The organism is Pseudomonas sp. NPDC086112 (assembly GCF_044746425.1).
In the GTDB taxonomy this organism is placed as follows: Bacteria; Pseudomonadota; Gammaproteobacteria; order Pseudomonadales; family Pseudomonadaceae; genus Aquipseudomonas.
In genome coordinates, this window is sequence record NZ_JBIVCD010000010.1 from 109,192 (window position 1) to 132,098 (window position 22,907).

General features: G+C 60.1%; 17 protein-coding genes and 3 pseudogenes. 6 read left to right on the top strand and 14 right to left on the bottom strand.

Annotated elements, in window-relative coordinates:
* Window positions 1-117: 117 nt before the first annotated feature.
* Genes ACIPLA_RS10130 through ACIPLA_RS10155 form a run of 6 tightly spaced genes read right to left on the bottom strand, consistent with a single transcriptional unit; the run spans window position 118 to window position 4,351 of the window.
* Window positions 118-1,797: an AMP-binding protein gene (locus ACIPLA_RS10130; RefSeq protein ID WP_401173054.1), complete on the bottom strand. Its 1,680-nt coding sequence runs from the start codon at window positions 1,795-1,797 to the stop codon at window positions 118-120.
* Complete coding sequence (locus ACIPLA_RS10135; protein ID WP_007903177.1) at window positions 1,794-2,339, bottom strand: hypothetical protein; 546 nt, start codon at window positions 2,337-2,339, stop codon at window positions 1,794-1,796. The genes ACIPLA_RS10130 and ACIPLA_RS10135 overlap by 4 nt, the downstream gene beginning before the upstream one ends.
* A complete protein-coding gene (locus ACIPLA_RS10140; protein WP_007903178.1) occupies window positions 2,336-2,590 on the bottom strand; it encodes an acyl carrier protein in 255 nt (84 codons plus the stop codon). The genes ACIPLA_RS10135 and ACIPLA_RS10140 overlap by 4 nt, the downstream gene beginning before the upstream one ends.
* Before the next feature lie 9 nt (window positions 2,591-2,599).
* The gene (locus ACIPLA_RS10145) at window positions 2,600-2,860 is read right to left on the bottom strand and encodes a phosphopantetheine-binding protein (RefSeq protein WP_401173055.1); all 261 of its coding nucleotides are present in this window, start codon (window positions 2,858-2,860) and stop codon (window positions 2,600-2,602) included.
* On the bottom strand, window positions 2,841-3,650 hold the full coding sequence (locus ACIPLA_RS10150; protein ID WP_008071041.1) for a 1-acyl-sn-glycerol-3-phosphate acyltransferase: 810 nt from the start codon (window positions 3,648-3,650) through the stop codon (window positions 2,841-2,843). Before ACIPLA_RS10150 ends, ACIPLA_RS10145 begins: the two co-directional genes overlap by 20 nt.
* Entirely contained in the window at window positions 3,626-4,351 is a 726-nt protein-coding gene (locus ACIPLA_RS10155; RefSeq protein WP_218397082.1) for a beta-ketoacyl synthase chain length factor, read from the bottom strand. Before ACIPLA_RS10155 ends, ACIPLA_RS10150 begins: the two co-directional genes overlap by 25 nt.
* A 358-nt stretch (window positions 4,352-4,709) precedes the next feature.
* Between ACIPLA_RS10155 and ACIPLA_RS10160 the strand changes: the two genes are divergently transcribed.
* On the top strand, window positions 4,710-5,480 hold the full coding sequence (locus ACIPLA_RS10160) for a ParA family protein (protein WP_123499893.1): 771 nt from the start codon (window positions 4,710-4,712) through the stop codon (window positions 5,478-5,480).
* Window positions 5,481-5,612: 132 nt separating this feature from the next.
* Here the strand turns inward: ACIPLA_RS10160 and trxC are convergent, their stop codons facing one another.
* Window positions 5,613-6,047, bottom strand: a complete 435-nt coding sequence (gene trxC, locus ACIPLA_RS10165; RefSeq protein ID WP_218397084.1) for a thioredoxin TrxC — start codon at window positions 6,045-6,047, stop codon at window positions 5,613-5,615.
* Window positions 6,048-6,262: 215 nt separating this feature from the next.
* On the opposite strand from trxC, the gene ACIPLA_RS10170 reads away from it, so the two are divergent.
* The gene (locus tag ACIPLA_RS10170) at window positions 6,263-6,481 is read left to right on the top strand and encodes a hypothetical protein (protein WP_218397086.1); all 219 of its coding nucleotides are present in this window, start codon (window positions 6,263-6,265) and stop codon (window positions 6,479-6,481) included.
* A gap of 16 nt (window positions 6,482-6,497) precedes the next feature.
* Here the strand turns inward: ACIPLA_RS10170 and selO are convergent, their stop codons facing one another.
* From selO to ACIPLA_RS10195, 5 genes and pseudogenes are all read right to left on the bottom strand, one after another.
* On the bottom strand, window positions 6,498-7,961 hold the full coding sequence (gene selO / locus ACIPLA_RS10175; RefSeq protein ID WP_218397089.1) for a protein adenylyltransferase SelO: 1,464 nt from the start codon (window positions 7,959-7,961) through the stop codon (window positions 6,498-6,500).
* Between the two features lie 48 nt (window positions 7,962-8,009).
* The gene (gene mscK / locus ACIPLA_RS10180; RefSeq protein ID WP_218397091.1) at window positions 8,010-11,360 is read right to left on the bottom strand and encodes a mechanosensitive channel MscK; all 3,351 of its coding nucleotides are present in this window, start codon (window positions 11,358-11,360) and stop codon (window positions 8,010-8,012) included.
* 34 nt (window positions 11,361-11,394) lie between these two features.
* On the bottom strand, window positions 11,395-13,137 hold the full coding sequence (locus ACIPLA_RS10185) for a potassium/proton antiporter (protein ID WP_007903190.1): 1,743 nt from the start codon (window positions 13,135-13,137) through the stop codon (window positions 11,395-11,397).
* A gap of 256 nt (window positions 13,138-13,393) precedes the next feature.
* Window positions 13,394-14,266 (bottom strand): methyl-accepting chemotaxis protein, encoded by an 873-nt coding sequence (locus ACIPLA_RS10190; RefSeq protein WP_371317140.1) that lies wholly within the window; start codon window positions 14,264-14,266, stop codon window positions 13,394-13,396.
* Window positions 14,249-15,085 (bottom strand): annotated as a pseudogene (locus ACIPLA_RS10195) (MCP four helix bundle domain-containing protein); the annotation flags it as partial. The gene ACIPLA_RS10190 and the pseudogene ACIPLA_RS10195, both read right to left, overlap by 18 nt.
* A 209-nt stretch (window positions 15,086-15,294) precedes the next feature.
* Here ACIPLA_RS10195 and ACIPLA_RS10200 point away from each other — a divergent pair.
* From ACIPLA_RS10200 to ACIPLA_RS10215, 4 genes and pseudogenes are all read left to right on the top strand, one after another.
* The gene (locus ACIPLA_RS10200) at window positions 15,295-15,525 is read left to right on the top strand and encodes a hypothetical protein (RefSeq protein ID WP_007903194.1); all 231 of its coding nucleotides are present in this window, start codon (window positions 15,295-15,297) and stop codon (window positions 15,523-15,525) included.
* Entirely contained in the window at window positions 15,522-15,824 is a 303-nt protein-coding gene (locus ACIPLA_RS10205; protein ID WP_007903196.1) for a cell division protein ZapA, read from the top strand. Before ACIPLA_RS10200 ends, ACIPLA_RS10205 begins: the two co-directional genes overlap by 4 nt.
* A 145-nt stretch (window positions 15,825-15,969) precedes the next feature.
* Window positions 15,970-17,007 (top strand): annotated as a pseudogene (locus tag ACIPLA_RS10210) (cache domain-containing protein); the annotation flags it as partial.
* A gap of 135 nt (window positions 17,008-17,142) precedes the next feature.
* Window positions 17,143-17,874 (top strand): methyl-accepting chemotaxis protein, encoded by a 732-nt coding sequence (locus ACIPLA_RS10215; protein WP_401173074.1) that lies wholly within the window; start codon window positions 17,143-17,145, stop codon window positions 17,872-17,874.
* 143 nt (window positions 17,875-18,017) lie between these two features.
* On the opposite strand, the gene ACIPLA_RS10220 is transcribed toward ACIPLA_RS10215, so the two are convergent.
* Window positions 18,018-19,820 (bottom strand): acyl-CoA dehydrogenase, encoded by a 1,803-nt coding sequence (locus ACIPLA_RS10220; RefSeq protein WP_401173056.1) that lies wholly within the window; start codon window positions 19,818-19,820, stop codon window positions 18,018-18,020.
* A 245-nt stretch (window positions 19,821-20,065) separates the two neighbouring features.
* Window positions 20,066-22,907: pseudogene (gene putA, locus ACIPLA_RS10225) on the bottom strand (trifunctional transcriptional regulator/proline dehydrogenase/L-glutamate gamma-semialdehyde dehydrogenase); the annotation flags it as partial.

Here is a 22,907-nt window from a genome sequence, read left to right on the forward strand (position 1 = left end):
GAGCGCGAAGCGGTCGTAAACCGGCATTCGAGGTCTTTCAGAATAAACGTGGTAGCCCAGATGCGAGCGCTTCGCACTCGAACGCAGCCTTCGGCAGCTGCTACAGAGGAACTCAACTTATCCACAAGCAGCCTCCAGCAAAATCCGCCCACTGGAGCAGGTGGCGGTTTCATTGCGATAGGCGAAATACAATTTGCTGCGCGCCGAGTCGAAGCGCAGGTGCAACTGGATTTCATCACCGGGGCGTACCAGTTGCTGGAATTTCAGCACTTCCATACCGGAAAATTTTGCCGGCAGATTCATCAATTGCTGGCCCAGGCTCAATGCCCAATCCACCTGCACCACACCGGGCAATACCGGCGCTCGGGGAAAGTGGCCGCTGAAATACGCCAGGTCCGGCGGGACCGCCAGTTGCAGGCTCCACTCGCCATCGACTTCGAGCTGCTCCAGCACTTCCGGCGCTTTTGGACGGGGTGCCAGCAGCAAGGCTTCGACCTCGGCCTGGGGCAGTTTGCCTTGCGCGTTCAGCGGTAGCTGCCGCAACAAGCGCCAGCGGCGTGGCAGGGCCAGCGTTTCACAATGTTGACTCAGATGCTGACGCAAGGCTTGAGTCAGGCTGCGTCGACCCTGATTGCGCAAGGCGCGCAGGCCTCGCTCGCTGAGTACCAGCAGCGCCCCTAATGAAGCGCGGTTTTCCTGAACCACACCGAGGCGTGCTTCGGCGACCCAGTCGTGAGCCATCAGTGCTTGTTCAAGCATCGGTAGCGAAATACGTTTTTCTTCCAGTTTGACGATTCGGTCCAGCCGACCCAACAGCTCGAAACGGCCGTCGGCGGCGATGCGCGCGGCATCGGCGGTGTGTTCAATATGGCCGGCCGGCAAGTACGGTGAGGCGATAATCAGGGCGCCATCGCTGTCCTGGCTCAGCGCAACATCGGCGAAGGGCTGCCAGAGATACTGGCCCTGACGCCAGGCGATGCCGCCGGTTTCCGAACTGCCGAAGATCTCCGTCGGCCATTGTTGCAGGCGCTCATGCAGGCTTTGCGCCGCTTCGGCGGGCAGCGCGCCACCGGAGGAAAACACTCGGCGCACCGCGCTCAGCGCTGGCCAGTCGAGGTTGTCGCCCATGCGCTTGAGCAGCGCCGGGCTGGCGACCCAGGCGAAGGCCGGGTGTTCGCGGCTGGCGCGCTGCAAGTCTTCCGGGAAGGCCAATTGCTTGCGGACGAACGAGCGCCCGGCGCACAACGGCCACAGCACCCGAAACAGCAACCCGTAGATATGCTGCGTGGCAACGCTGCCGATGATGCAGGCCTCGCCCAGATCTGCGCCCCACAGGTGCTCCAGCGCTTGGACTTCATTGGCCAATTGGCGCAGGGTTTTGTCGATACGCTTGGGTTCACCACTGGAACCGGAGGTGCACAGGCTCAGCTGACAGCGATCCAGATCCAGTGGGCTGGCCGGTAGCGGTGGATGCTGATAATCGCTCAGGTGCGCATCCTCGGCGTGATCGGTCAGCCACAGATCGACCTCGGTCGACCAGCGCTGGCGCGTCTGCGCTTGCAGGTCGGCGGGCAGCAGTACGCTGACCCCGGCACGCCAGGCGCCGAGCAGGGCAATGGCCAGGTCGGCAGCGTCTTCAAGGTGCACGGCGATGCGCTGTACGCCTTGCACTTGCAGGCCGGCAGCCAGGCTCAGGGCCTGTTCGCACAATTGCGCATGATTCAACGCCGGTTCCACCGTCACGGCACGGTCCGGCTGAGCCTTGAGCAACAGTTGCTCAAGTGTTATCCAATTCATGGGCGGCCTCTTACCCGTTGTCGTATCAGCCATTCAATGGCAAACATCAGGCCGATCAATCCATAGGAGATCAGGCCGGTGTACAACATCCACCAACTCAGCGGCGCCCAAAGGGTCAGGGCAGCGGCGCACAAGCCGTTGCAGAGAAAAAACACGCTCCAGGCAATCGTCACCTGGCGGGTGTAGCGAATGGCCCTGGCCGGTAATTCCGGCTCTCGCAGTCGGGCCAGACGTTCAATCATCGGCGGGCCATATTTCAGGCTCAGGCCGAACAGCGCCAGCATGAATGCGCTGATCAGCACCGGGTACCAGCGCAGCAGCACCGGGCTGTCGAACAGCGCCAGCAACAGGCAGAACGCGATGGCGACCACGGCCATCCACAGGCTGCCAGGCCGCCGCTCGCCAGTCAGCGCCCGCGCCAGCCACAGGCTACCCAGCAGCAGACCGAACTGCCACGGGGCAAAATGCTCCATGCCGAAATACACCGCAAAGGGGTACAACAGGCCTGCCAGCAGCAGGCCGAGGCCGATCAGTCGGCTCATGCGGCGGGTTGAACCAGGCGGTAGACCGCCTCGACCACGTCGCTGACGGTACGCACCGATTTGAATTCTTCGGCAGCGATTTTCTTGCCGGTCTGGCGTTTGATGTGATCGATCAGGTCGACTGCATCGATGCTGTCGATTTCCAGATCCTGATACAGGTTGGACCCCAGACTGATGCGCTCGGGTTCCAGCTCGAAGAGTTCGACCAGAGCATCGCGCAGGGTATTGAAAATATCGTCACGAGTTTGCATGGTCCGGTCTCAAGCTGCCTGTTTTGCAGTGACGAACGCCGCAAGGCTCGCCACGTTGGTGAAGTGATTACGGGTGTCCTTGGCGTCGGCATCGATTTTGATGCCGTACTTTTTCTGGATGGCCAAGCCAAGTTCCAGGGCGTCTACCGAGTCCAGGCCCAAGCCTTCGCCGAACAGCGTCTGGTTGTCGCCGATGTCGTCGACGCTGATGTCTTCGAGGCCCAGGGCATCGATGATCAGTTCTTTTATCTCACGGTGTAGATCGCTCATCTTCGGCGAGCTCCTTAATAAAGTAATGGTGCAAATAATCATTGAGCTTGCGCGAGGCCTGAGGCGCAGGCCCTTGCGTAGCGAAGGCCTGTGGGTCTATATCGGCCCCGACGCGAAAACTGAAGTGCACGCGTCGTTTGGGAATCCGATACCAGGGTTCGGCCTTGGTCAATGTGGTCGGGCTGACCTTGATGATCACCGGGGTGAGGATTCTCGCACCGCGCAGGGCGATTGCCGCGCCCCCCCGATGAAAGGCCGGCGGTTTACCGGGTTGGGTGCGGGTGCCCTCGGGAAAGATGATCAGGGTCTGACCGCTTTTCAACGCGTCGGCAGCGGCGTCGAGCATATCCATGCTGCCATCGTTGCTGATGTAATCGGTGCGGCGTAGCGGGGCGCGGGTGAACGGGTTTTCCCAGAGGCTTTTCTTGACCACACAGTTGGAGTGGCCTACCAGGCCGATCAAAAACACCACATCGATCAACGAGGGGTGATTGGCAACGATCATTTGCCCTGGCCGTCCGAGTTTTTCCGCGCCCTGGATGTCATAAGTCAGCACGCCAGTGCGAGCCATGAACCGAATGAAAAACCAGAAACAGCGGCTCACTGTCTGTCGGGCGCGCTGACGATGGGCCTGAGCGTCTCCCGGCAGGCAACTCAGCAGCGGGAATACCACCAATCGCAGGCATAGCCCGCCCAACCCGAACAGGGTGAAGCTTGCGGCAGTGGCCAGCAGGCGCCAGTAATAGGCGTCGCGGTTTTTATCGGTCACAGGTTGCGTTGCCAGGTCCATACACGATTTTTCCAGGCATGTTGGCAGGTCGTTTGCTGGCCGAGCAGGGTACGCAACAGATTCAGGGCATGGGGCCAGTGGGTTTTGGACAACGCTTGCGAGGTGCTGTTCAGCGACAGCTGCCACTCATTGCCGGGCGTAATCAACAGGCCCACCGCGTAGGGGAATGGCACATCGTCGATCCAGGCCGAGTAGGCTGCGGGCGGTTGCTCTTCTGTCACCACCAGCAGTACCGCGGGTGCGCCTTCCTCAAGCAGTGCCGCCGCCTCTAGCATGCCGTGTTCAAGGCCATCGCCAGCCGCGGCGAGGGCGGTCATTTCGCTGGTTTCGCCACGCATGATCGACCACAGGCCGATCACCGCGTTATGCACCGACAAGCTGAACTGAGTGGGCGACAACGGTTGATCAGTCGCCAGATCGCTGAGAATGTCGAAGGTGCGCGGGGTTTCGCCATGGCGGGAAATAAAGACCAACGGTAGGTCTTGGCGACCATCGGCCAAAGGCCAGCCGACGCTGAACGCCATCCGCGCGAGACGGCTGAGTCGCCGACGCTGCATGGCCGGCAGAAACGACACATCGGGGGCGGCATCACTGCGCTCGAGCACGATCGGTTGCCGGCTCCAGGCCTGCCAGTCATCCACGCTTTCAAGCCCGGGGGCCCACGCGCGCCATTGGGCGATGTTGAAGTTGATCACAGACATTCATCCCGCCCCTGCGGGCTTCCTTTTGACGCGGTGAACCGCAAAAAATCGCGGCAGACCTTACGTGGCGCTTAACGCCGAGTGGCGCGCATTATCCCGGTGCGGCGGGCGTGTAGCAAATGCTGGTTACATTTTGTGCAACGAAATGTACCGTCTGGTTCGCGAAAAAGCTGTCGTTTGGCCATTATCCACGTTGCGCCGGACATGTCTGTCAGCTCTATCTACTGTCGATGGGCGAGTTGGCGGCGTTTTCCGATGGAAATTACCCATGACTGTGTAGTCCCGATGCCAGCGAGGTAGCTAAGCAGCGCCGTGGACTACTACACTCGGTCATTCTTTGATACACGGAGGTTTTGACATGCGGCGCGTGGTGTTCAATCAGAAAGGTGGCGTGGGCAAGTCAAGTATTGCCTGCAATCTGGCGGCGGTCAGCGCCAGCGAAGGCTATCGCACGCTGTTGGTGGATCTCGATGCCCAGGCCAACTCCACTCAATACCTGACGGGACTCACCGGTGACGATATCCCGATGGGGATCGCTGACTTCTTCAAGCAGACTTTGTCTTCCGGGCCGTTCTCGAAGAAAAACCAGGTCGATATTTACGAAACTCCATTCGACAACCTTCACGTCGTTACCGCCACCGCCGAGCTGGCTGACTTGCAGCCCAAGCTTGAGGCCAAGCACAAGATCAACAAGCTGCGAAAATTGCTCGAGGAACTGGACGGCGATTACGACCGAATCTACCTCGATACACCGCCAGCGCTGAATTTCTATGCTGTGTCGGCGTTGATCGCCGCTGATCGTGTGCTGATTCCCTTCGATTGCGACAGTTTCTCGCGTCAAGCGCTGTATGGCCTGCTGGCGGAAATCGAAGAATTGAAGGAGGACCACAACGAAGGGCTGGAGGTTGAAGGCATTGTCGTCAACCAGTTCCAGGCCCGCGCCAGTTTGCCTCAGCAAATCCTCGATGAATTGATCGCCGAAGGGCTACCGGTGTTGCCGGTGTACCTGGCCAGTTCAGTGCGGATGCGCGAATCCCATCAGGCCAACACGCCGCTGATCCATCTCGACCCACGGCACAAACTGACTCTGCAATTTGTCGATCTGCACAACCTTCTGGAAAATGCCTGAATCGCTGTTGTTGGCGCAGAACCCATGTGGGAGCGGGCTTGCTCGCGAAGGGGTCATACAGTCAACGTCATCGCTGATTGATAGACCGCTTTCGCGAGCAAGCCCGCTCCCACATTTGGCATCGTGTTGTATTCAAATCCCCTGACTACGCAACCAGCTCATCAACTGCGGTAACGGGAAGGCCCCGCTCTGGCGAGCCACTTCCCGGCCGTTCTTGAACAGAATCAGGCTCGGGATCGAGCGAATCCCCAACTGCGCCGACAACTGCTGATTCGCCTCGCTGTCCAGCTTGGCCAACCGACACTTGCCCGCCAACTGCCCCGCCGCCTGCGCGAACACCGGCGCAAACGACTTGCATGGCCCGCACCAGTCCGCCCACACATCCACCAGCAATGGCAGGTCGCCCTTGATCTGACTGGCGTAATCGCCTTGTTTCAATTCGAACGGTTTGTTCAGCAAGACCTCGGCCTTGCAGCGACCGCATTTGGGATGATCGTTGAGGCGCTCGGCGGGTATGCGGTTCAGGCCGTTGCAGTGGGGGCAGGGGATGAGGAGTGGGTCGGTCATGATCAGGTTCCGGATGAGTAGGCAATCTGTGGCACGGATCTGGAGTCGGAAATGATGTTTATCAAGACAGAAGTTTGTAGGCAATAACCTTCCTTGGTTAGAGATACACCCTACGAGTGCTGGTGCCCCCGACTGATTGGCTGCGAGCGGTTCAACTCTTAGTCTTGAACCCTATTTTCACGCAGCAAGATCGAAGCGCCAAATAGGGGCAAATAATGAGCGATATCGTCAAGCAAGCAGTCGAATACTGGCCATCTGTAGCCTGGCTATTAAAACGACCTGAATCGGAAGCTGAGTACAACCTGCTGGCTGAGTCGCGGTATGCATTGCTAGCAATGATGAGCGGTGAGGAATTACATCCATTGGAAAACCTAGTAGAGATCATAGGCGACCACATCGAAGCCTATGACCATGAGCGCCGGCCGTCTGAATAATCGGTGTCGTTCAGCCTCACGACGAACAACTGATCTCCAGATGCTTGCCCCACTCCGGCGGCCGTTCGGCGTAGCGCTCCATTCCAGGCTGCTCCTCGAACGGATTGCTCAATACCGCGTGCAAACGACGAGCTTCTGAGTAGTCGCCACTTTCCGCCGCATCGATGGCTTTCTGCGCCAGATAGTTACGCAGGATGTACAGCGGATTGACCGCATGCATGCGCGTGCGGCGTTGTTCCTGGTCAACCACGCCTTCACGGGCAACCCTGGCGATGTAAAGCTCGCCCCACGCATCGAAACCCTTGAGGTCGACGAAGTCATCGCGTAAACGGGCGAGGGCCTGCTCCGGTGATTCGTCGCCGAGGCGGCGGAAGAACAGGCTGTAATCGACGCCGCTGTTCTGCATCAGTTGCAGCAGATGCTCCAGCAATTTCTGGTCGTCGTCTTCGGCAGTGGTGAGACCGAGGCGGCGGCGCATCAGGTCCAGGTAGTGGGCCTGGAACAGTGGCAGGTACAGGCCGAGGGTTTCGCGCAGGGCTTCGACGCTGATGAACGGCGTCAGGGCTTGGGCGAGGGCGCTGAGGTTCCACTGGCCGATCGGCACCTGGTTGCTGAAGGAGTAACGGCCCTGGTCATCGGAGTGGTTGCAGATGAAGTGGGCGTCGAAGTCGTCGAGGAAGGCGAACGGGCCGAAGTCGAAGGTGATGCCCAGGATCGACATGTTGTCAGTGTTCATCACGCCGTGGCAGAAACCATAGGCCTGCCATTTGGCGATCAGCTCGGCGTTGCGCTCGACGATTTCGCGGAACATCGCCAGGTACGGTTCCGGCTGTTCCAGGCAGTGCGGGAAATGCATGGCCAGCACGTGCTCGCCGAGTTCTTTCTGTTGCTCGGGGCGCTTGGTGTAGTAGAAAAATTCGAAATGCCCGAAGCGCACATGGCTGGGTGCCAAACGCAGGACCATGGCCGCGCGTTCCTGTTTCTCACGCCAGACCGGCGTGTCGGAGCCGATCACGCATAGCGCGCGAGTGGTGGGAATGTTCAGGGCATGCAGGGCTTCGGAGGCGAGAAATTCGCGGATCGACGAACGCAGCACCGCCCGTCCATCGCCCATGCGCGAATAAGGCGTCTGACCGGCGCCCTTGAGGTGCAGGTCCCAATGCTCGCCGGCGTTGTTATAGACCTCGCCCAGTAACAGGCCGCGACCGTCGCCCAACTGCGGGTTGTAGGAGCCGAACTGATGCCCGGAATAGACCATTGCCCGCGGCTCGGCCTCGGCCCAGAGCTTGTGGCCGCCGAAGAGTTCGGCGAATACCGGCGTCTCGGCCACGGCCGGGTCCAGGTCCAGCAACGCCATGGCGGCGGGGCTGGCGACCACCAGTCGCGGAGCGGCGATGGGCTCGGGCAGCACATGGGTTGAGAACGCATCGCCCAGGCGGGCGAAGCGATTGTCGAAGGTCAGTTCGTCGAGGGCTTTCAACGGCCATCTCCAGCAGAATGTCCGAGCATTCTGCTAGGGATAGCGCGGTTAGTCGAGTTCGACAGGTGGCGGTTCGCGCCGCGGTTTGCTGTCGACCACCGGCACGATGGTTTTGGCTTCCGGCTCGATCGGTACCATCTTGTATTCCTGGCCGTGAAGGTTCTTGAGGTAGACCTCCATCTGCCGGAACGAGATGTTGATGTGCTGCTTCTTGAACTCGCGATTGATGAAGCGGTTGACCTCATCGAGCACCGGGTTGCGGTCGCCGAGGTCGCGCACATGCATACGCAACTCGTGGTCGAGGGTGCTTTCGCCGAAGTTCAGGAAATACACGTGGGGTTCCGGATCCTTCAGCACGCGCGGGTTATCCCGGGCAGCCTTGAGCAGCAGCTCTTTCACCAGGTCCAGGTCCGAGCCGTAGTCGACGCCGAGCTTGAGGGTTACCCGGGTGATGGTGTCGGTCAGGGACCAGTTGATCAGTTGCCCGGTGATGAACGTCTTGTTCGGGACGATGATGTCCTTGCGGTCGAAGTCGGTAATGGTCGTGGCGCGGATGCGGATCTTGCTCACCGTGCCCGACAGGTTGCCGATGGTGATGGTGTCGCCGATCCGCACCGGGCGTTCGAACAGGATCATGATGCCGGAGATGAAGTTGGCGAAGATCTCCTGCATCCCGAAACCGAGGCCGACCGACAGTGCGGCCACCAGCCATTGCAATTTGTCCCAACTCACGCCGAGCGTGGACAGGGTCGAGACGAAACCGACGCCGGCAATCACATAGGACAGCAGCGTGGTCGTGGCGTAGGAACTGCCTTGGGCCAGGTTCAGCTTCGACAGCACAAACACTTCCAGCAAGCCCGGCAGGTTGCGCGCCAGCGCAAAGGTGATGCCGATGATGATCAACGCGCCGAGCATGTCGCCGATGCTGATCGGCACCATGCTCATGTTGGCGCCGGTGCCGCTGGTGTATTCGTAAAGAGTGATGTTGTCCAGGTACGAGAACACCGAAATCAGGTCCGACCAGACCCAATACAGCGCCGCGATGAAACCGCCGAGCAGGGCCAGGCGAATCAGGCGCAGGGACTGCTCGTTGACCTTCTCGATGTCCAGAGTCGGCTCTTCGATCACCGCTTCGCCGTCGCCGGCCTCTTTGGCGGCCTGACGTTTGGCCAGGGCGCGTTGATAGGCCAGGCGCCGTGCCGCAACGCTGAGACCACGGACGAAGGTCGCTTCGATCACCAGCCAGAACATCAGCAAGTACAGCGTGTTGATCAACCGGTCGCTGAGTTTCAGCGCGGTGTAGTAGTAGCCAAAGCACACGGCGACGAACAGCGCGATTGGCAGGGCTGTGAACAGAACACCTACGGCCTTGCGGAACAGTGAAGCGTTCTGGTGAGTCGGGCTGCTGACCAGCAGGCGACTGAGTAGCCAGGCCATCAAGGCGTAGCAAGTCAGCACCACCGGCATGCCGAGCACGTCATCGGCCAGTATCGCTGGTTGCAACTCGGCGACCGCCACCACCGCCACCAGGGCCATCACTACCAGGCCGAGTCGGCGTATCCAGCCTTGAAGGAATTCGACCTGAGGTTTTTCCCAGCGGAAATGCAATTCGGCGACGCCGCCCGGCGCGAGGATGCGGTAGGCGGTGTAGAACACCAGCCAGGCCTGGGCCATTTGCAGCAGCGCCGCGCCCATATTGGCGTTCTGTCCGCGAGCGTCGATCTGCAACGCCAGGCCGCACAAGGCCAAACCCAGGGATACCGGCATCGCCAGCAGGATGTTGATCAGAATCGCTTGCGGTGTGTGCCACTGGCTGTCGCGCTTGAAATGGCCGATATCCAGGTGGACTTTGTTCAGGCGGGCATACAGATTTTTTCGGCGCCACAGCAGCGCCCCGATCAGAAAGGCCAGCGGCAGGAACAGCAGCGGCCGCTGGGTCAGGCCATCGGTCAGCTCGCTCACGCTTGAGGCCCACGGCAGGGTAGTGACCTGACGTTCCAGGCGTTCCGGCACGGCGTGTATCCACTCAAGATCCAGCGGCTTGTTGCTGGGAATCCAGAACATTTGCTCATCCAGCGTCGCCCTTAGACTTTGCGCGGTGCTGAGCAGTTGTTTCTGATTGAGTTGCAACGTGATGGATTCGTTGAGCACAGCGCTCAATTCGCGATTCAAGCGCTCCAACAGGTCCGCACGGGTGGTGGCCAGTTCCAGCAGGCTCTTGCGCAGTTGCGGGGTAACTTGCTCGGGCGGTTGAGTCGCCAGCAGGTTGTCGACATAGGTTGTCGGGTTGCTGAGCAGCTCCCGCTGCTGGCTGACCTCAAACTGGTACAGGCGAATGTCGGCAATCTGATCCGCCAGGTCGCGGTCGAGCCTGAGACGCGGCAGGGCCTGTTTCTGTTTGTACAGAATCTTGGAGAGCAGCAGGCTGCCCTTGAGCACGTTGATCTGTTCGTCCAGCGCCGAGTCGCTCTGGGTCACGCTGTCCAGTTGCTGCTTGGTCTGCAGGTTCTGTTGGGTGACTTCATTGAGGCGGTCGGTGCTTTTGAGCAGGTAGTCGGAGAGCTTCAGGTTGGCCGCGCTTTCGGTGGCCAGCAGGCTGCTGCCACCGGCCTTCTGCGCTTCGATGGACTGCTGGGTGACGGTCTCTTGAGACTGGGCCAGGCGCTTCTGGTTGATCAGGGTTTGCAGTTCCTGGATCTCCTGATCCAGGCGATTGGATTTTTCCGTGAGCAGGTCATGCTGGCTGTTGCCCAAATCCTGCAACAGGCTGTTGCCGGCCAGTTCCTGGCGACGCAGCGGGATCAAGGCGTTCAGCGCCGCGAGTTCGGCGTTGAGCTGATCGCGTTGCTCGGCGGTCAAGGTCTTGCCGCTGTCCTTGCCGAGCTTGAGGATGTTGTTGATTTGCTGAATGCGTGTCTGGCTGGCAGATATTTCGGCCTGGGCGCGCTCGGGGCGAGTCTGGGCGGTGATGATCAGGCTGTTCGCTTCGGCCAGGGCTTTCTGCAGATCGCTTTGCTGGGTGGAGCGCTCGGTCAGCAATTGCTCAAGCTGCTGAATGGTTTCTTTGGTATAGCGTTGCGCCACCGGCACCACTTTGGTGGCCTTGAGGCGGGTCAGTTCGCGCTGGTTCTCGATGTTCTGCTTTGGCGCATTGGTCAGCTGCTGCTTGAGATCAATCAGCTTCTGATCGTAATCGCGCTGGTTGTTGAGTTGGGTGAGCGTGCTCTGCAAGACCGCTTGCAGGGCCTTTTGATCGGCTTCCGGCAGTTTGCGCTCGGCGATCTTGTCCAGGCTCGCCTGCACGGCTTCGCTGGACGGCGGTTCGGCGGCTTGCAGCGTGCTGATGGAAAGACTCAAGCCCAGCAGGGCCATGATAAAAAAGGTGCGCAGAGTTGACATAAAGACCGATCGAAAACGAGACGAAGTGTGGAGTTTAGAGGAACAGGCCGGGGCCGGGGCGACTTCCTTCGGGGAATCTGACGCCTACCTTACCAATCTTGTTCCCTTCCATGACAGCGACGGTCCAGAGGGTGTTGTTCCATTCCACCTGGTCACCGACTACCGGCGCACCGCCTACTTTCTGGGCAATGAAGTGGCCCAGGGACATGTTCGGATCGATGCCTTCGACTTTCAACCCGTACAAGGCAGCAACCGCGCCCAACTGGGCGTCTCCTTCGAGTACGAAGTCGCCGAAGAAGCGCAAATCCAGCCCCCGTTGCGGAGCCTGACTGAAGAGTTTTCCGAGGGCCGGAAGGTTGTGTTCATGGCCGATGACGCAGAGCAAATCATCGACTTCGAGCACCGTACTACCCGACGGATGGAGCAGTTGTTGGCCACGAAACAGGGCCGCGATACGGGTACCTTCGGGCATTTTCAGCTCGCGAAGAGGGGATCCAATGCACCATTTCTCGGCACCGAGGCGATACACGAACAGCTCCCACTCGCTGGTGACATGCACTTCCAGCGCCGATCGGGAGATCGGCAAAGGCTCTGGCGGGACGGTCACTTTCAAAAGCTTGGCAACCCAGGGCAGGCTCGTGCCTTGCACCAGCAGCGACACCAGGACGATAAAGAACGCCAGATTGAAGTAGAGCTGAGCATTGGGCAGCCCCGCCATCAGCGGGAACACCGCCAGAATGATCGGTACGGCACCGCGCAGGCCAACCCAGGAAATGAATGCCTTTTCGCGGCCATGGAATGCCTTGAAGGGCAACAGGCCGACCAGCACTGACAGCGGGCGGGCAAACAGAATCATCCACAGCGCCAGGCCCAGTGCAGGCAAGGCAATCGGCAGCAGGTCATGGGGCGTAACCAACAGCCCCAGCACCAGGAACATGCCGATCTGCGCCAGCCAGGCCATGCCGTCGAGCATGTGCAAAATGCCGTGGCGACTGCGCACCGGGCGGTTGCCGATCACCAGGCCACACAGGTACACCGCCAAAAAGCCGCTGCCGTGCAGGGCGTTGGTCAGGGCAAACACGACCAATCCGCCAGCAATCACCAGAATCGGATAAAGGCCGGTGGCCAGATTGATACGGTTGACCAGTTGCAGCATGAGCCAACCACCACCGAGGCCGATCACGCCGCCGATGCCGAACTCACGCACCAAATGCCCCAGCAGACTCCAGTGCAGGCCGGTTTCGCCGCTGGCGAGCATGTCGATCAGGGTCACGGTGAGGAACACCGCCATCGGATCGTTGCTGCCGGATTCGATTTCCAGGCTCGCGCTCACTCGTTCGTTCAGGCCCTTGCCGCCCAGCAGCGAGAACACGGCCGCGGCGTCGGTGGAGCCGACGATGGCGCCGATCAGCAGGCCCTGAATCATATTGAGGTCGAACAACCACGCCGCCGCCATTCCGGTCAGTCCGGTGGTAATCAATACCCCGACTGTGGCCAGCGACAGCGCCGGCCATAACGCCACGCGGAAACTCGCCACCCGGGTGCGCAAGCCGCCGTCGAGCAGGATCACTGCCAGGGCGAGGTTGCCGACCAGATAAGCGGTGGGGTAGTTATCGAAAATAATGCCGGCACCGTCGACACCGGCCGACATGCCCACCGCGAGGATGATCACCAGAATCGGGATACCGAGGCGCGATGAAAGTGAGCTCACCAGAATGCTCGCACCTACCAGCAACGCGCCGATCAAGAACAGGCTGTTGATGGTCGTCGCATTCAAAGGCAGTACTCCAGAAAGCTAAAGGCGGGCACAAACTGACCATGCAGTCTGCGTGCCAGCGATTCTAACCTGTTGAAATGTGATGCTGTCAAAAAGCTTTTGCAGATCAAAAGATCGCAGCCTGCTGCAGCTCTTCGTAGGAGCGAGGCTTGCCCGCGAAGGCGGTGTGTCAGTCTCAATTTATGTCTACTGATACACCGCCTTCGCGGGCGAGCCTCGCTCCTACGAAGGCTGCGATCGTTTCGGCCTTACTCGGTTACAGGCTAAACCGCCCAACCATGTTGTTCAGGTCCAGTGCCAGGCGCGACAGCTCGTTGCTGGCCGCGCTCGTCTGGTTGGCGCCCGTGGCCGATTGCACCGACAGGTCACGAATGTTCACCAGATTGCGGTCCACTTCACGGGCCACCTGTGCCTGCTCTTCGGCCGCGCTGGCGATCACCAGGTTGCGTTCGTTGATTTCGACGATGGCACTATTAATAGTGTCCAGCGACATGCCTGCACCACGGGCAATATTCAAGGTCGACTCGGCGCGCTCGGTGCTGTTGCGCATCGAATCCACGGCGTGTTCGGTGCCGCTCTGGATGCTGCCGATCATGCGTTCAATTTCGCTGGTCGACTGCTGGGTGCGATGGGCCAGGGCACGCACTTCGTCGGCAACGACTGCGAAACCACGACCGGCTTCACCGGCACGGGCTGCTTCGATGGCTGCGTTCAACGCCAATAAGTTCGTCTGATCAGCCAGACCGCGAATCACGTCCAGCACCTTGCCGATGTCTCGCGACTCGTTGGCCAGATCACCGATCAGGGTGGCGGTGCTCTGTACGTCGGCGCTCATGCGCTCGATGGCACTCACGGTTTCCTGCACCAGGTCACGACCGTCACCCGCCGACGTGGTGGCATTTTTCGAGGCTTCGGAGGTGCTCACGGCGTTGCGGGCGACTTCTTCCACGGCGCTGGTCATTTCATTGACGGCGGTGGCGGCCTGTTCGATTTCGTTGTTCTGCTGGGTCAGGCCACGGGCGCTTTCATCGGTGACGCTGTTGAGCTCTTCCGCGGCGGACGCCAGTTGCGTGGCCGAACCGGAAATCCGTTGCAGGGTGTCACGCAGTTTTTCCTGCATCTTCGCCATGGCGGCCAGCAGGCGACCGGCTTCGTCTTCACCGTCGACCGTGATCGGGCGCGTCAGGTTGCCTTCGGCGATTGCTTCGGCGGCGCTCAGGGCATTGGCGATTGGCTTGGTGATGCTGTTGGTCAGCAGCCAGGCGAACAGCAGGGTCAGGCCGGTGGCGATGACCAGCAGGGTCACCGTCAGGTTGAAGGCCGAGGCGTATTGGTCGACGGCTTGCTGATTGGTGTCGAGGGTCTGCTGAGTGTTGATCTCCAGCAAACGGTTGAGCACGGAGTTGACGGCTTCAGAGTTCGTCAGCAAATCGGTATTGAGCAGCGTACGCAGTTCGTCGATCTGATTGTTGCGCGACAGGCTCTTCATCCGGTCTTCGATCTGGCGATACTGCCCCAGCAACTGCACATACTGATCATAGGCCGCACGTTCCTGCGGGCTGGCGATCAGTTTTTCGTAGACGGCTTGAGCCGATCGAATCTGCTGATTACGGGTTTCCAGCAGGTCCATGGTTTTCTGCTGGACGTCCGGCTCGCGGTTCACCAGCAAACGGTAAGACAGGACGCGCAGGCGCAAGGTCAGCTGAGTGAACTCGTCGAGGCTTTTGATGCTCGGTACGCTGTTCGAGGTGATTTCCTCGGCGGCGCCGCGAATCTTGCTCATCTGGTTCAGCGCGAACACTCCCAGAACCAGCATCAAGCTGCCAATCAAGGCAAAACCGAGGAACGCCCGCGGTGCGATATTCATATTTCGTAAAGACATGGTGTTCACCGAAAAGAGCGCATCCGTGCGGGGCTGAGACTGCTGTATGCATGGCTTATCGGTCATACGACTAAAGTCTTGAGACGCTGCGCGCTTTTGTCGCAGAAGGACCGCGGCGACGAAGTGCAGGAACCAGAGCCGCCAAACACAGTCTTTAAGACTCGCGAGGACGGTCGCCCGCCAGCAAAATCAAGGCCTTGCGCCCGAATAACCCTGGCGTCAATGGTGACTTTTCTTTATCGTACGCGCCCTTTGAAAATGCCCGGAAAATCAAAATGTTGGAAGCATCCCTAAGCCAATTGGAACAACTGGTCAGCGACCTGGTGCAGCAGAATCAGACCCTGCTCGGCACCAATCAATCCCTGAGTGCAGAACTGGCCCAGGTCAAGGATGAAAACGAAAGCCTGCAACTGAGCCTGATGGAACAGGAAGAGAAACAAGGCGCCACCGCCGCACGCATTCAGGCCTTGGTTGAGCGCGTCAGCGCCGGCCCTGTCAGCGCATGAGTTACGGCGCCGCAGGGGTAAAAGTCGTCTCGATTCTGGGGGAAGACTATTCGATCAAGGCGCCGGCCGGGGAAGAGCAGACCCTGCTGGACGCCGCATTAATGTTGAAGGCCGCCCTGGCCGAGACCAAAAAGAAATACCCGACGCTGATCGGTGACCGCTTGCTGGTGCTGGCGGCGATGAATCTGTGCTCGCAGCAGATCGAAATGCAAAAGCGTCACCAGCAAGAACTCGACCGTTACCAAGAGCAAGTCAGCGCCACGGTTGAAGTGATCGCCAAGACCATCAATCAGGCCTGATCAGCTTTGCGCACAACCAAAGAATAAATTGTCGTTTGGGTTGTATACAATCGGCATGGCTGTTGCAGTGTTTCAGCCTCTTATTCTTTGGGGGTGCTCCATGCAGTTCTGGCGACGCAGTATTCAATGGCAGTTGATCCTGAGCATGGGCACCGCCCTGCTGGTCAGTATTCTGATCGTGGTTGGCGTTTATACCCTCGTGGTCAACCGCCTCGCCCAGCGCTATCTGGTCGAACAAGCGCTGCCGTCGAGCATCGAAGCGATGCGCAACGACATCGAACGAATCCTCGTTCAACCTCTTACCGCCGCGAAAGACATCGCCAGTAACAGCATGGTGCGCGACTGGTTGGCCGGGGGCGAGAACAGCGCCCAGACCGACACCTTCGTGAACTATCTGGAAGGCATCCGCGCCGAACATAAAGCCTTTACCGCGCTGATTATCGGGGCCGCTTCAAGCCATTACTTCACTGAAAAAGGCCTCGACCGGACGCTCAGCCGTTCCAATCCCAACGACGCCTGGTTCTATTCGTTCCTCGACAGCAATCAGCCGCGCACCCTCAATATCGACAATGACACCGCCACCGGTGAGTTGGCGCTGTTCATCGACCTCAAGGTCGAGCAAGCCGGTAAGGTCGTGGGCGTCGCCGGGCTGGGCCTGAGCATGAAAGAGCTGTCGGAGCTGATCCAGAATTTCAACTTCGGTGAACGCGGCAAGGTCTATCTCGTGCGCGCCGACGGTTTGATCCAGATTCACCCCGAGACGCAGTTCAGCGGCAAACGCACGCTGGTCGAGCAGATCGGTGCCTCGGCGGCGCAAGCGGTCATGGGGCAGCTCTCTACCTCCACCGCGTTCGCCACCAGCAGTTTTGTCCGCGATGGCGAAGATTTTCTGGCATTGAGCCTGCCGCTGCGTGATCTGGGCTGGACCCTAGTGGCCGAAGTGCCGCAGTCGCAGATCTACGCCGAAGCCCGCCGCGCGATGTGGATGAGCAGTGGTATCGGCCTGGCGGTGGCACTGGTTTGCCTGATGCTGGTGGTGTTGTTGGCCCGTGGATTGGTACGGCCGATTCGTCAGGTAACAGCGGCGCTGGTAGCCATCGGTAGCGGTGGTGGAGATTTGACCCACAGGTTAGATTCCAGTCGCGCCGATGAACTGGGTGATCTGGCTCGCGGCTTCAATCGGTTCCTGGAGAGTCAGCGCGACATGATCGGCGAAGTCTTGGCCACCAGTGAACGTTTGCGCACGGCGGTCGGCCAGGTGGCGCGGGTGGTGGATAACACGGCCGAACGCTCGGGCCGTCAGCAGGAAATGACCGACATGGTCGCCACCGCTGTCCACGAGATGGGCCTGACCGTACAGGAAATCGCGCAGAACGCTGGCAATGCAGCCGTCGCTTCGCAAACCGCGCGGGATGAAGCACTTCAGGCACGGGTAGTGGTGGGTGGGTCGATTCGGCATATCGAAAGCATGTCCGACGAGATTGGTATTGCTGCCGGTGCGGTGGGCGAGTTGGCCCATCAAGTGGCGTCCATCGATCAGGTGTTGGCGGTGATTCGCGGGATTTCCGAGCAAACCAATCTTTTGGCTTTGAACGCGGCTATCGAAGCGGCGCGGGCCGGGGACATGGGGCGCGGGTTTGCGGTGGTGGCCGATGAAGTGCGGACATTGGCGCGGCGGACTCAGTCGTCCACCGACGAGATTCAGCAGATGATCGGCAGCCTCAAGCAGGGCGCGGAGAATGCGGTGTCTTCCATGCACGCCGGGCAAGCGGCGACCGGCACCGGTGTTGAGTCGAGCCAGCGCACCGGGGCGTCGTTGACGGCAATTACCGGGCAGGTCGAGCGCATCAGCGACATGAACCATCAGGTGGCCACGGCGACGGAAGAGCAGTCGGCGGTGACGGAAGAGATCAACCGCAACGTCCAGGGGATCTCTGATTTGGCTCGAGCGACAGCGGGGGAAGTCAGGGCTTGTCGGGAAGACTGTCAGATGTTGCAGCGGTTGGCGGATGATTTGGCACGGCAGATGGGTGGGTTCAAGTTGAGCTGATAAATATATTGGCTGTACTGACGCCTTCGCGAGCAAGCCCGCTCCCACATTCGATCAACGGTGTTCATAAATAATATGTTCACCGCAGAACCAGTGTGGGAGCGGGCTTGCTCGCGAATTTCAGCAACACCACAAGGATAGGATCAAAACCACTCATCCCGCATCGTCAGGCACACATCATCCCGCGCCTCAAGAATCGCCAGCTCATGGTGGCAACCCGGTACTTCCCACGTCAGGAAATACCGCGCCGCCTGTAGCTTGCCTTTATAGAAGCTCACATCCGCCGTATTGCCCTTGGCCAACCCTTCTTCGGCACGAATCGCCTGTTCCAGCCAGCGCCAGCCAATCACCGTGTGCCCGAACACTTTCAGGTACAGCGCCGAGTTCGCCAGGCTGCTGTTGACCTTGCCTTGCCCCAAATCCGTCAGCAGGCCAATGGTCACCGTTTGCAGGCGCGCCACCAATTTCTCCAGCGGCTCACGCAGCGCGGTTAACGATTCATACGCTTGAGCGCGCTCGGCGGTGTCGGCAATCAGACGGATCAATTGCTTGAGCCCCGCACCACCGTTCTGCGCCAGTTTGCGTCCCAGCAAGTCCAGCGACTGAATGCCGTGAGTGCCTTCATGAATCGGGTTCAGACGGTTGTCGCGGTAATACTGCTCCACCGGGTACTCACGGGTGTAACCGTGGCCGCCGAGAATCTGGATCGCCAGTTCGTTGGCCTTCAGGCAAAACTCCGACGGCCAGGATTTGACGATCGGTGTCAGCAAGTCCAATAGCTCATGAGCCTGTTTGCGCTCGGCTTCGTTCTCAAGTGTCGTGGTGTCGTCGAACAGTCGCGCCGCATACAACCCGAGGTCGAACGCGCCTTCTACATAAGCCTTCTGGGTCAGCAGCATGCGTTTGACGTCGGCATGCTGAATGATCGCCACGGGGGCGGTGGTCGGATCTTTACTGTCGGGGACGCGACCTTGCGGACGCTCGCGAGCGTACTCCAGGGAGTACAGATACCCGGCGTAACCCAGCATTACCGCGCCCATACCGACGCCGATCCGCGCCTCATTCATCATCTGGAACATGTAGCTCAAACCGTGGTGCGGCTTGCCCACCAGATAGCCGACACATTCGCCGTTGTCGCCGAAGTTCAGCGCGGTAGACGTGGTGCCGCGCCAGCCCATCTTGTGGAACAACCCGGCCAGCAACACGTCGTTGCGTTTGCCCAGGCTGCCGTCATCGTTGACCAGGAACTTGGGCACGATAAACAGCGAAATACCTTTCACCCCGGCCGGTGCGTCCGGCAGTTTGGCCAGCACCATGTGCACGATGTTTTCCGACAGCGGGTGATCGCCGCCGGAGATGAAGATCTTGTTGCCCTTGAGTCGATAGGTTCCGTCGGACGCAGGCTCGGCGCGGGTACGAATATCCGACAACGACGAGCCGGCATGGGGCTCGGTGAGAGCCATGGTGCCGAAGAAACGACCGTCGATCATTGGTTGCAGGAAGCGCTGCTTCTGCTCATCGGTGCCGAAGCTTTCAACCAGGTTCGCCGCGCCCATGGTCAGGAACGGGTAGGAAGTCGACGCCGCGTTGGCCGACTGAAAGTGCGCAAAGCACGCTTGCGACAGCAACGTAGGAAGTTGCATGCCGCCGGCGTCGAAACTGCGCGCGGCGTTGAGGAAACCGGCTTCGAGGAACGCATCCACCGCCGGTTTCACTTCCGGAATCAGAATGGCCTGACCGTCCTCATAGCGCGGTTCGTTCTCGTCGCCCTTGCGGTTGTGCGGGGCGAAGAACTTCTCGGCGATGCTGCGGGCGGTGCCGATAGCCGCATCGAAGGTCTCGCGGTTGTGCTCGGCGAACCGCTCACGCTGGGTCAGGCCCTCGGCATCGAGGACTTCATACAGCTCAAAAGCCAGATTACGGGAACTGAGCAGCGTCTCGGACATGGCGGCCTACCTTTTTTTGGAATGGACCGAGTCTAGGCGTGGGAATAGAGGCTGAACAGGATGATTGATGAGCGTGATGGTGTGGTGCGGGCACCGCTAATCAAATGTGGGAGCGGGCTTGCTCGCGAAGGCGGAGTGTCAGTCGACATCAACATTGACTGATCCACCGCATTCGCGAGCAAGCCCGCTCCCACAAGGGGGGTGCATTCCAGGCGTCCTTTGCGGGCGCCTGGTTTTGAAGCGGTTTAGCCAATGGTCATCAGGCTGGCATTACCACCCGCAGCAGCAGTGTTAACGCTCAACGCCCGCTCGATCACCAGGCGCTCCAGCGCAATGTTGGTCTCACCTTGCGACAAACCATGAACCCCAACAATCGCCCCGGCACGCTTGGCCACTTGCTGGCAGACCGCACGCAACTGGTCGGAATGGCCATGATGCAGAACCGCATCAATCACCACTTCGTCCTTGGTCCAGTCGGCAACCCGCTTGATCCGCGCCTGAATTTCTTTCGGCAGGCGTGCGAACAGGGCCTTGCCCGGTTCAGCGTCCGGCCATACCGCCGAGCCGCCCACGGCCAATACCGCAGCCAATTGAGTCAGCAGATCGCCTTCGACGTCGGCCAGGCACAGCACGTGTTCGCGCGGCAGGATGGCGTAGCTGTTGCGCTCGCCGGTCGGGCCAGCCAGAACACGGGTGATCCCGCTTTGCGATTGCGCCGCGAACTGTACGCACAGGGTGCTCAAGTCAGCGAACTTGTTGCTGTCGGCCCAGGTTTTCAGCGCTGTCAGCGGTTTGCTCATGGCATCACGCAGACGGACGTCCGGTGCAGCGATAGCATCGCCGCGAGCGAAGGATTGTTCGATCGCATCGGTAGGACGTGTCGACAGCAAGCGGTACAGGTACAACGGACCACCGGCTTTCGGGCCAGTACCCGACAGGCCTTCACCGCCGAACGGCTGCACGCCAACCACAGCACCGACGATGTTGCGGTTCACGTAGACGTTACCGGCGTTGACGTTGTCGATCACCTTGGCGATGGTCTCGTCGATGCGAGTGTGTACGCCCAGGGTCAGGCCGTAGCCGGAAGCGTTGATCTGGCCGATCAGTTGATCGATCTCTTTGCGCTTGTAGCGAACCACGTGCAGCACCGGGCCGAAGATCTCCCTTTGCAGTTCGTCGAAGCTTTCCAGCTCGATCAGGGTCGGCATCACGAAGGTGCCGCGTTTGACTTCTTCGCTGTTGGCGATGGCCACCTGGTACACGTTGCGACCTTTGTCGCGCATGGCCTGGATGTGCTTCTCGATGCCGGCCTTGGCTTCGGCGTCGATCACCGGGCCAATGTCCACGGACAGGCGCTCTGGATTACCGAGACGGCATTCAGCCATGGCGCCCTTGAGCATTTCGATGACACGGTCAGCGGAATCTTCCTGCAGGCACAGTACCCGCAGCGCCGAGCAACGTTGACCGGCGCTGTCGAAGGCCGAGGACACCACGTCGATCACCACCTGTTCGGTCAGCGCCGAGGAGTCGACGATCATCGCGTTCTGGCCACCGGTTTCGGCGATCAGCGGAATCGGACGACCCTGAGCGTCCAGACGACCGGCGACGTTGCGTTGCAGCAAACGAGCGACTTCGGTGGAACCGGTGAACATCACGCCTTTGACCCGATCGTCGCCGACCAGACGGGCGCCGACGGTTTCGCCACGGCCCGGCAGTAGTTGCAGCACGCCTTCCGGGATACCGGCTTCGATCAGCAAACGCACGGCTTGAGCGGCCACCAGCGGGGTTTGTTCCGCAGGCTTGGCCAGTACCGGGTTACCGGCGGCCAGGGCAGCAGCGACCTGACCACTGAAGATGGCCAGCGGGAAGTTCCACGGACTGATGCAGACCACCGGACCCAATGGACGGTGGGCGTCGTTGGTGAAATCGTTGCGCGCCTGCACCGCGTAATAACGCAGGAAGTCCACGGCTTCTCGCACTTCGGCGATGGCGTTGGCGAAGGTCTTGCCGGCTTCGCGAGCCAACAGGCCCATCAGCGGCTGGATCTCGCCTTCCATCAAATCGGCGGCACGTTCCAGAATCGCGGCGCGTTCGGCCGGCGGGGTGGCCTGCCAGATCGGGGCGGCGTTCAGGGCGCACTGAATTGCGTTGTCGACGTCTTCGACGGTGGCTTCTTGCACGTGACCCACCACGTCACGCAGATCCGACGGGTTCAGGACTGGCGCAGGGGTTTCAGTGCTGGACGCGCAACCGAGCATCGGCGCCGCTTTCCAGTTGTTATGAGCGGTTGCCAGCAGGGCGCAGGACAAGGAAGCCAGACGATGTTCGTTGGCCATGTCGATGCCGCTGGAGTTGGCGCGCTCGGCACCATACAGGTCACGCGGCAGCGGGATACGCGGGTGCGGCAGGCCGAAGCCGCCTTCCAGCGTCGCCATCTGCTCGATGCTGGCCACTGGATCGGCCACCAGCTCCTGAATCGAAATGGACTGGTCGGCGATGCGGTTGACGAACGAAGTGTTCGCGCCGTTTTCCAGCAGACGACGCACCAGGTACGCCAGCAGTGTTTCGTGAGTGCCAACCGGAGCGTACACGCGGCACGGACGGTTCAGCTTGCCTTCGGAAACTTTGCCTACAACCTGTTCGTACAGCGGTTCACCCATGCCGTGCAGGCACTGGAACTCGTACTGACCCGGGTAATAGTTCTGACCGGCAATGTGGTAAATGGCCGACAGCGTGTGGGCGTTGTGCGTGGCGAATTGCGGGTAGATGACTTCCGGCACCGACAGCAACTTGCGGGCGCAGGCGATGTAGGAAACGTCGGTGTACACCTTGCGGGTGTAGACCGGATAGCCTTCCAGGCCTTCGACCTGGGCGCGCTTGATTTCGCTGTCCCAGTACGCTCATTTCACCAGACGGATCATCAGGCGATGACGGCTGCGGCGAGCCAGGTCGATCACGTAGTCGATCACATACGGGCAACGCTTCTGGTACGCCTGAATCACGAAGCCGATGCCGTTCCAGCCGGTCAGTTGCGGCTCGAAGCACAGGCGCTCCAGCAGATCCAGGGACAGCTCGAGGCGGTCGGCT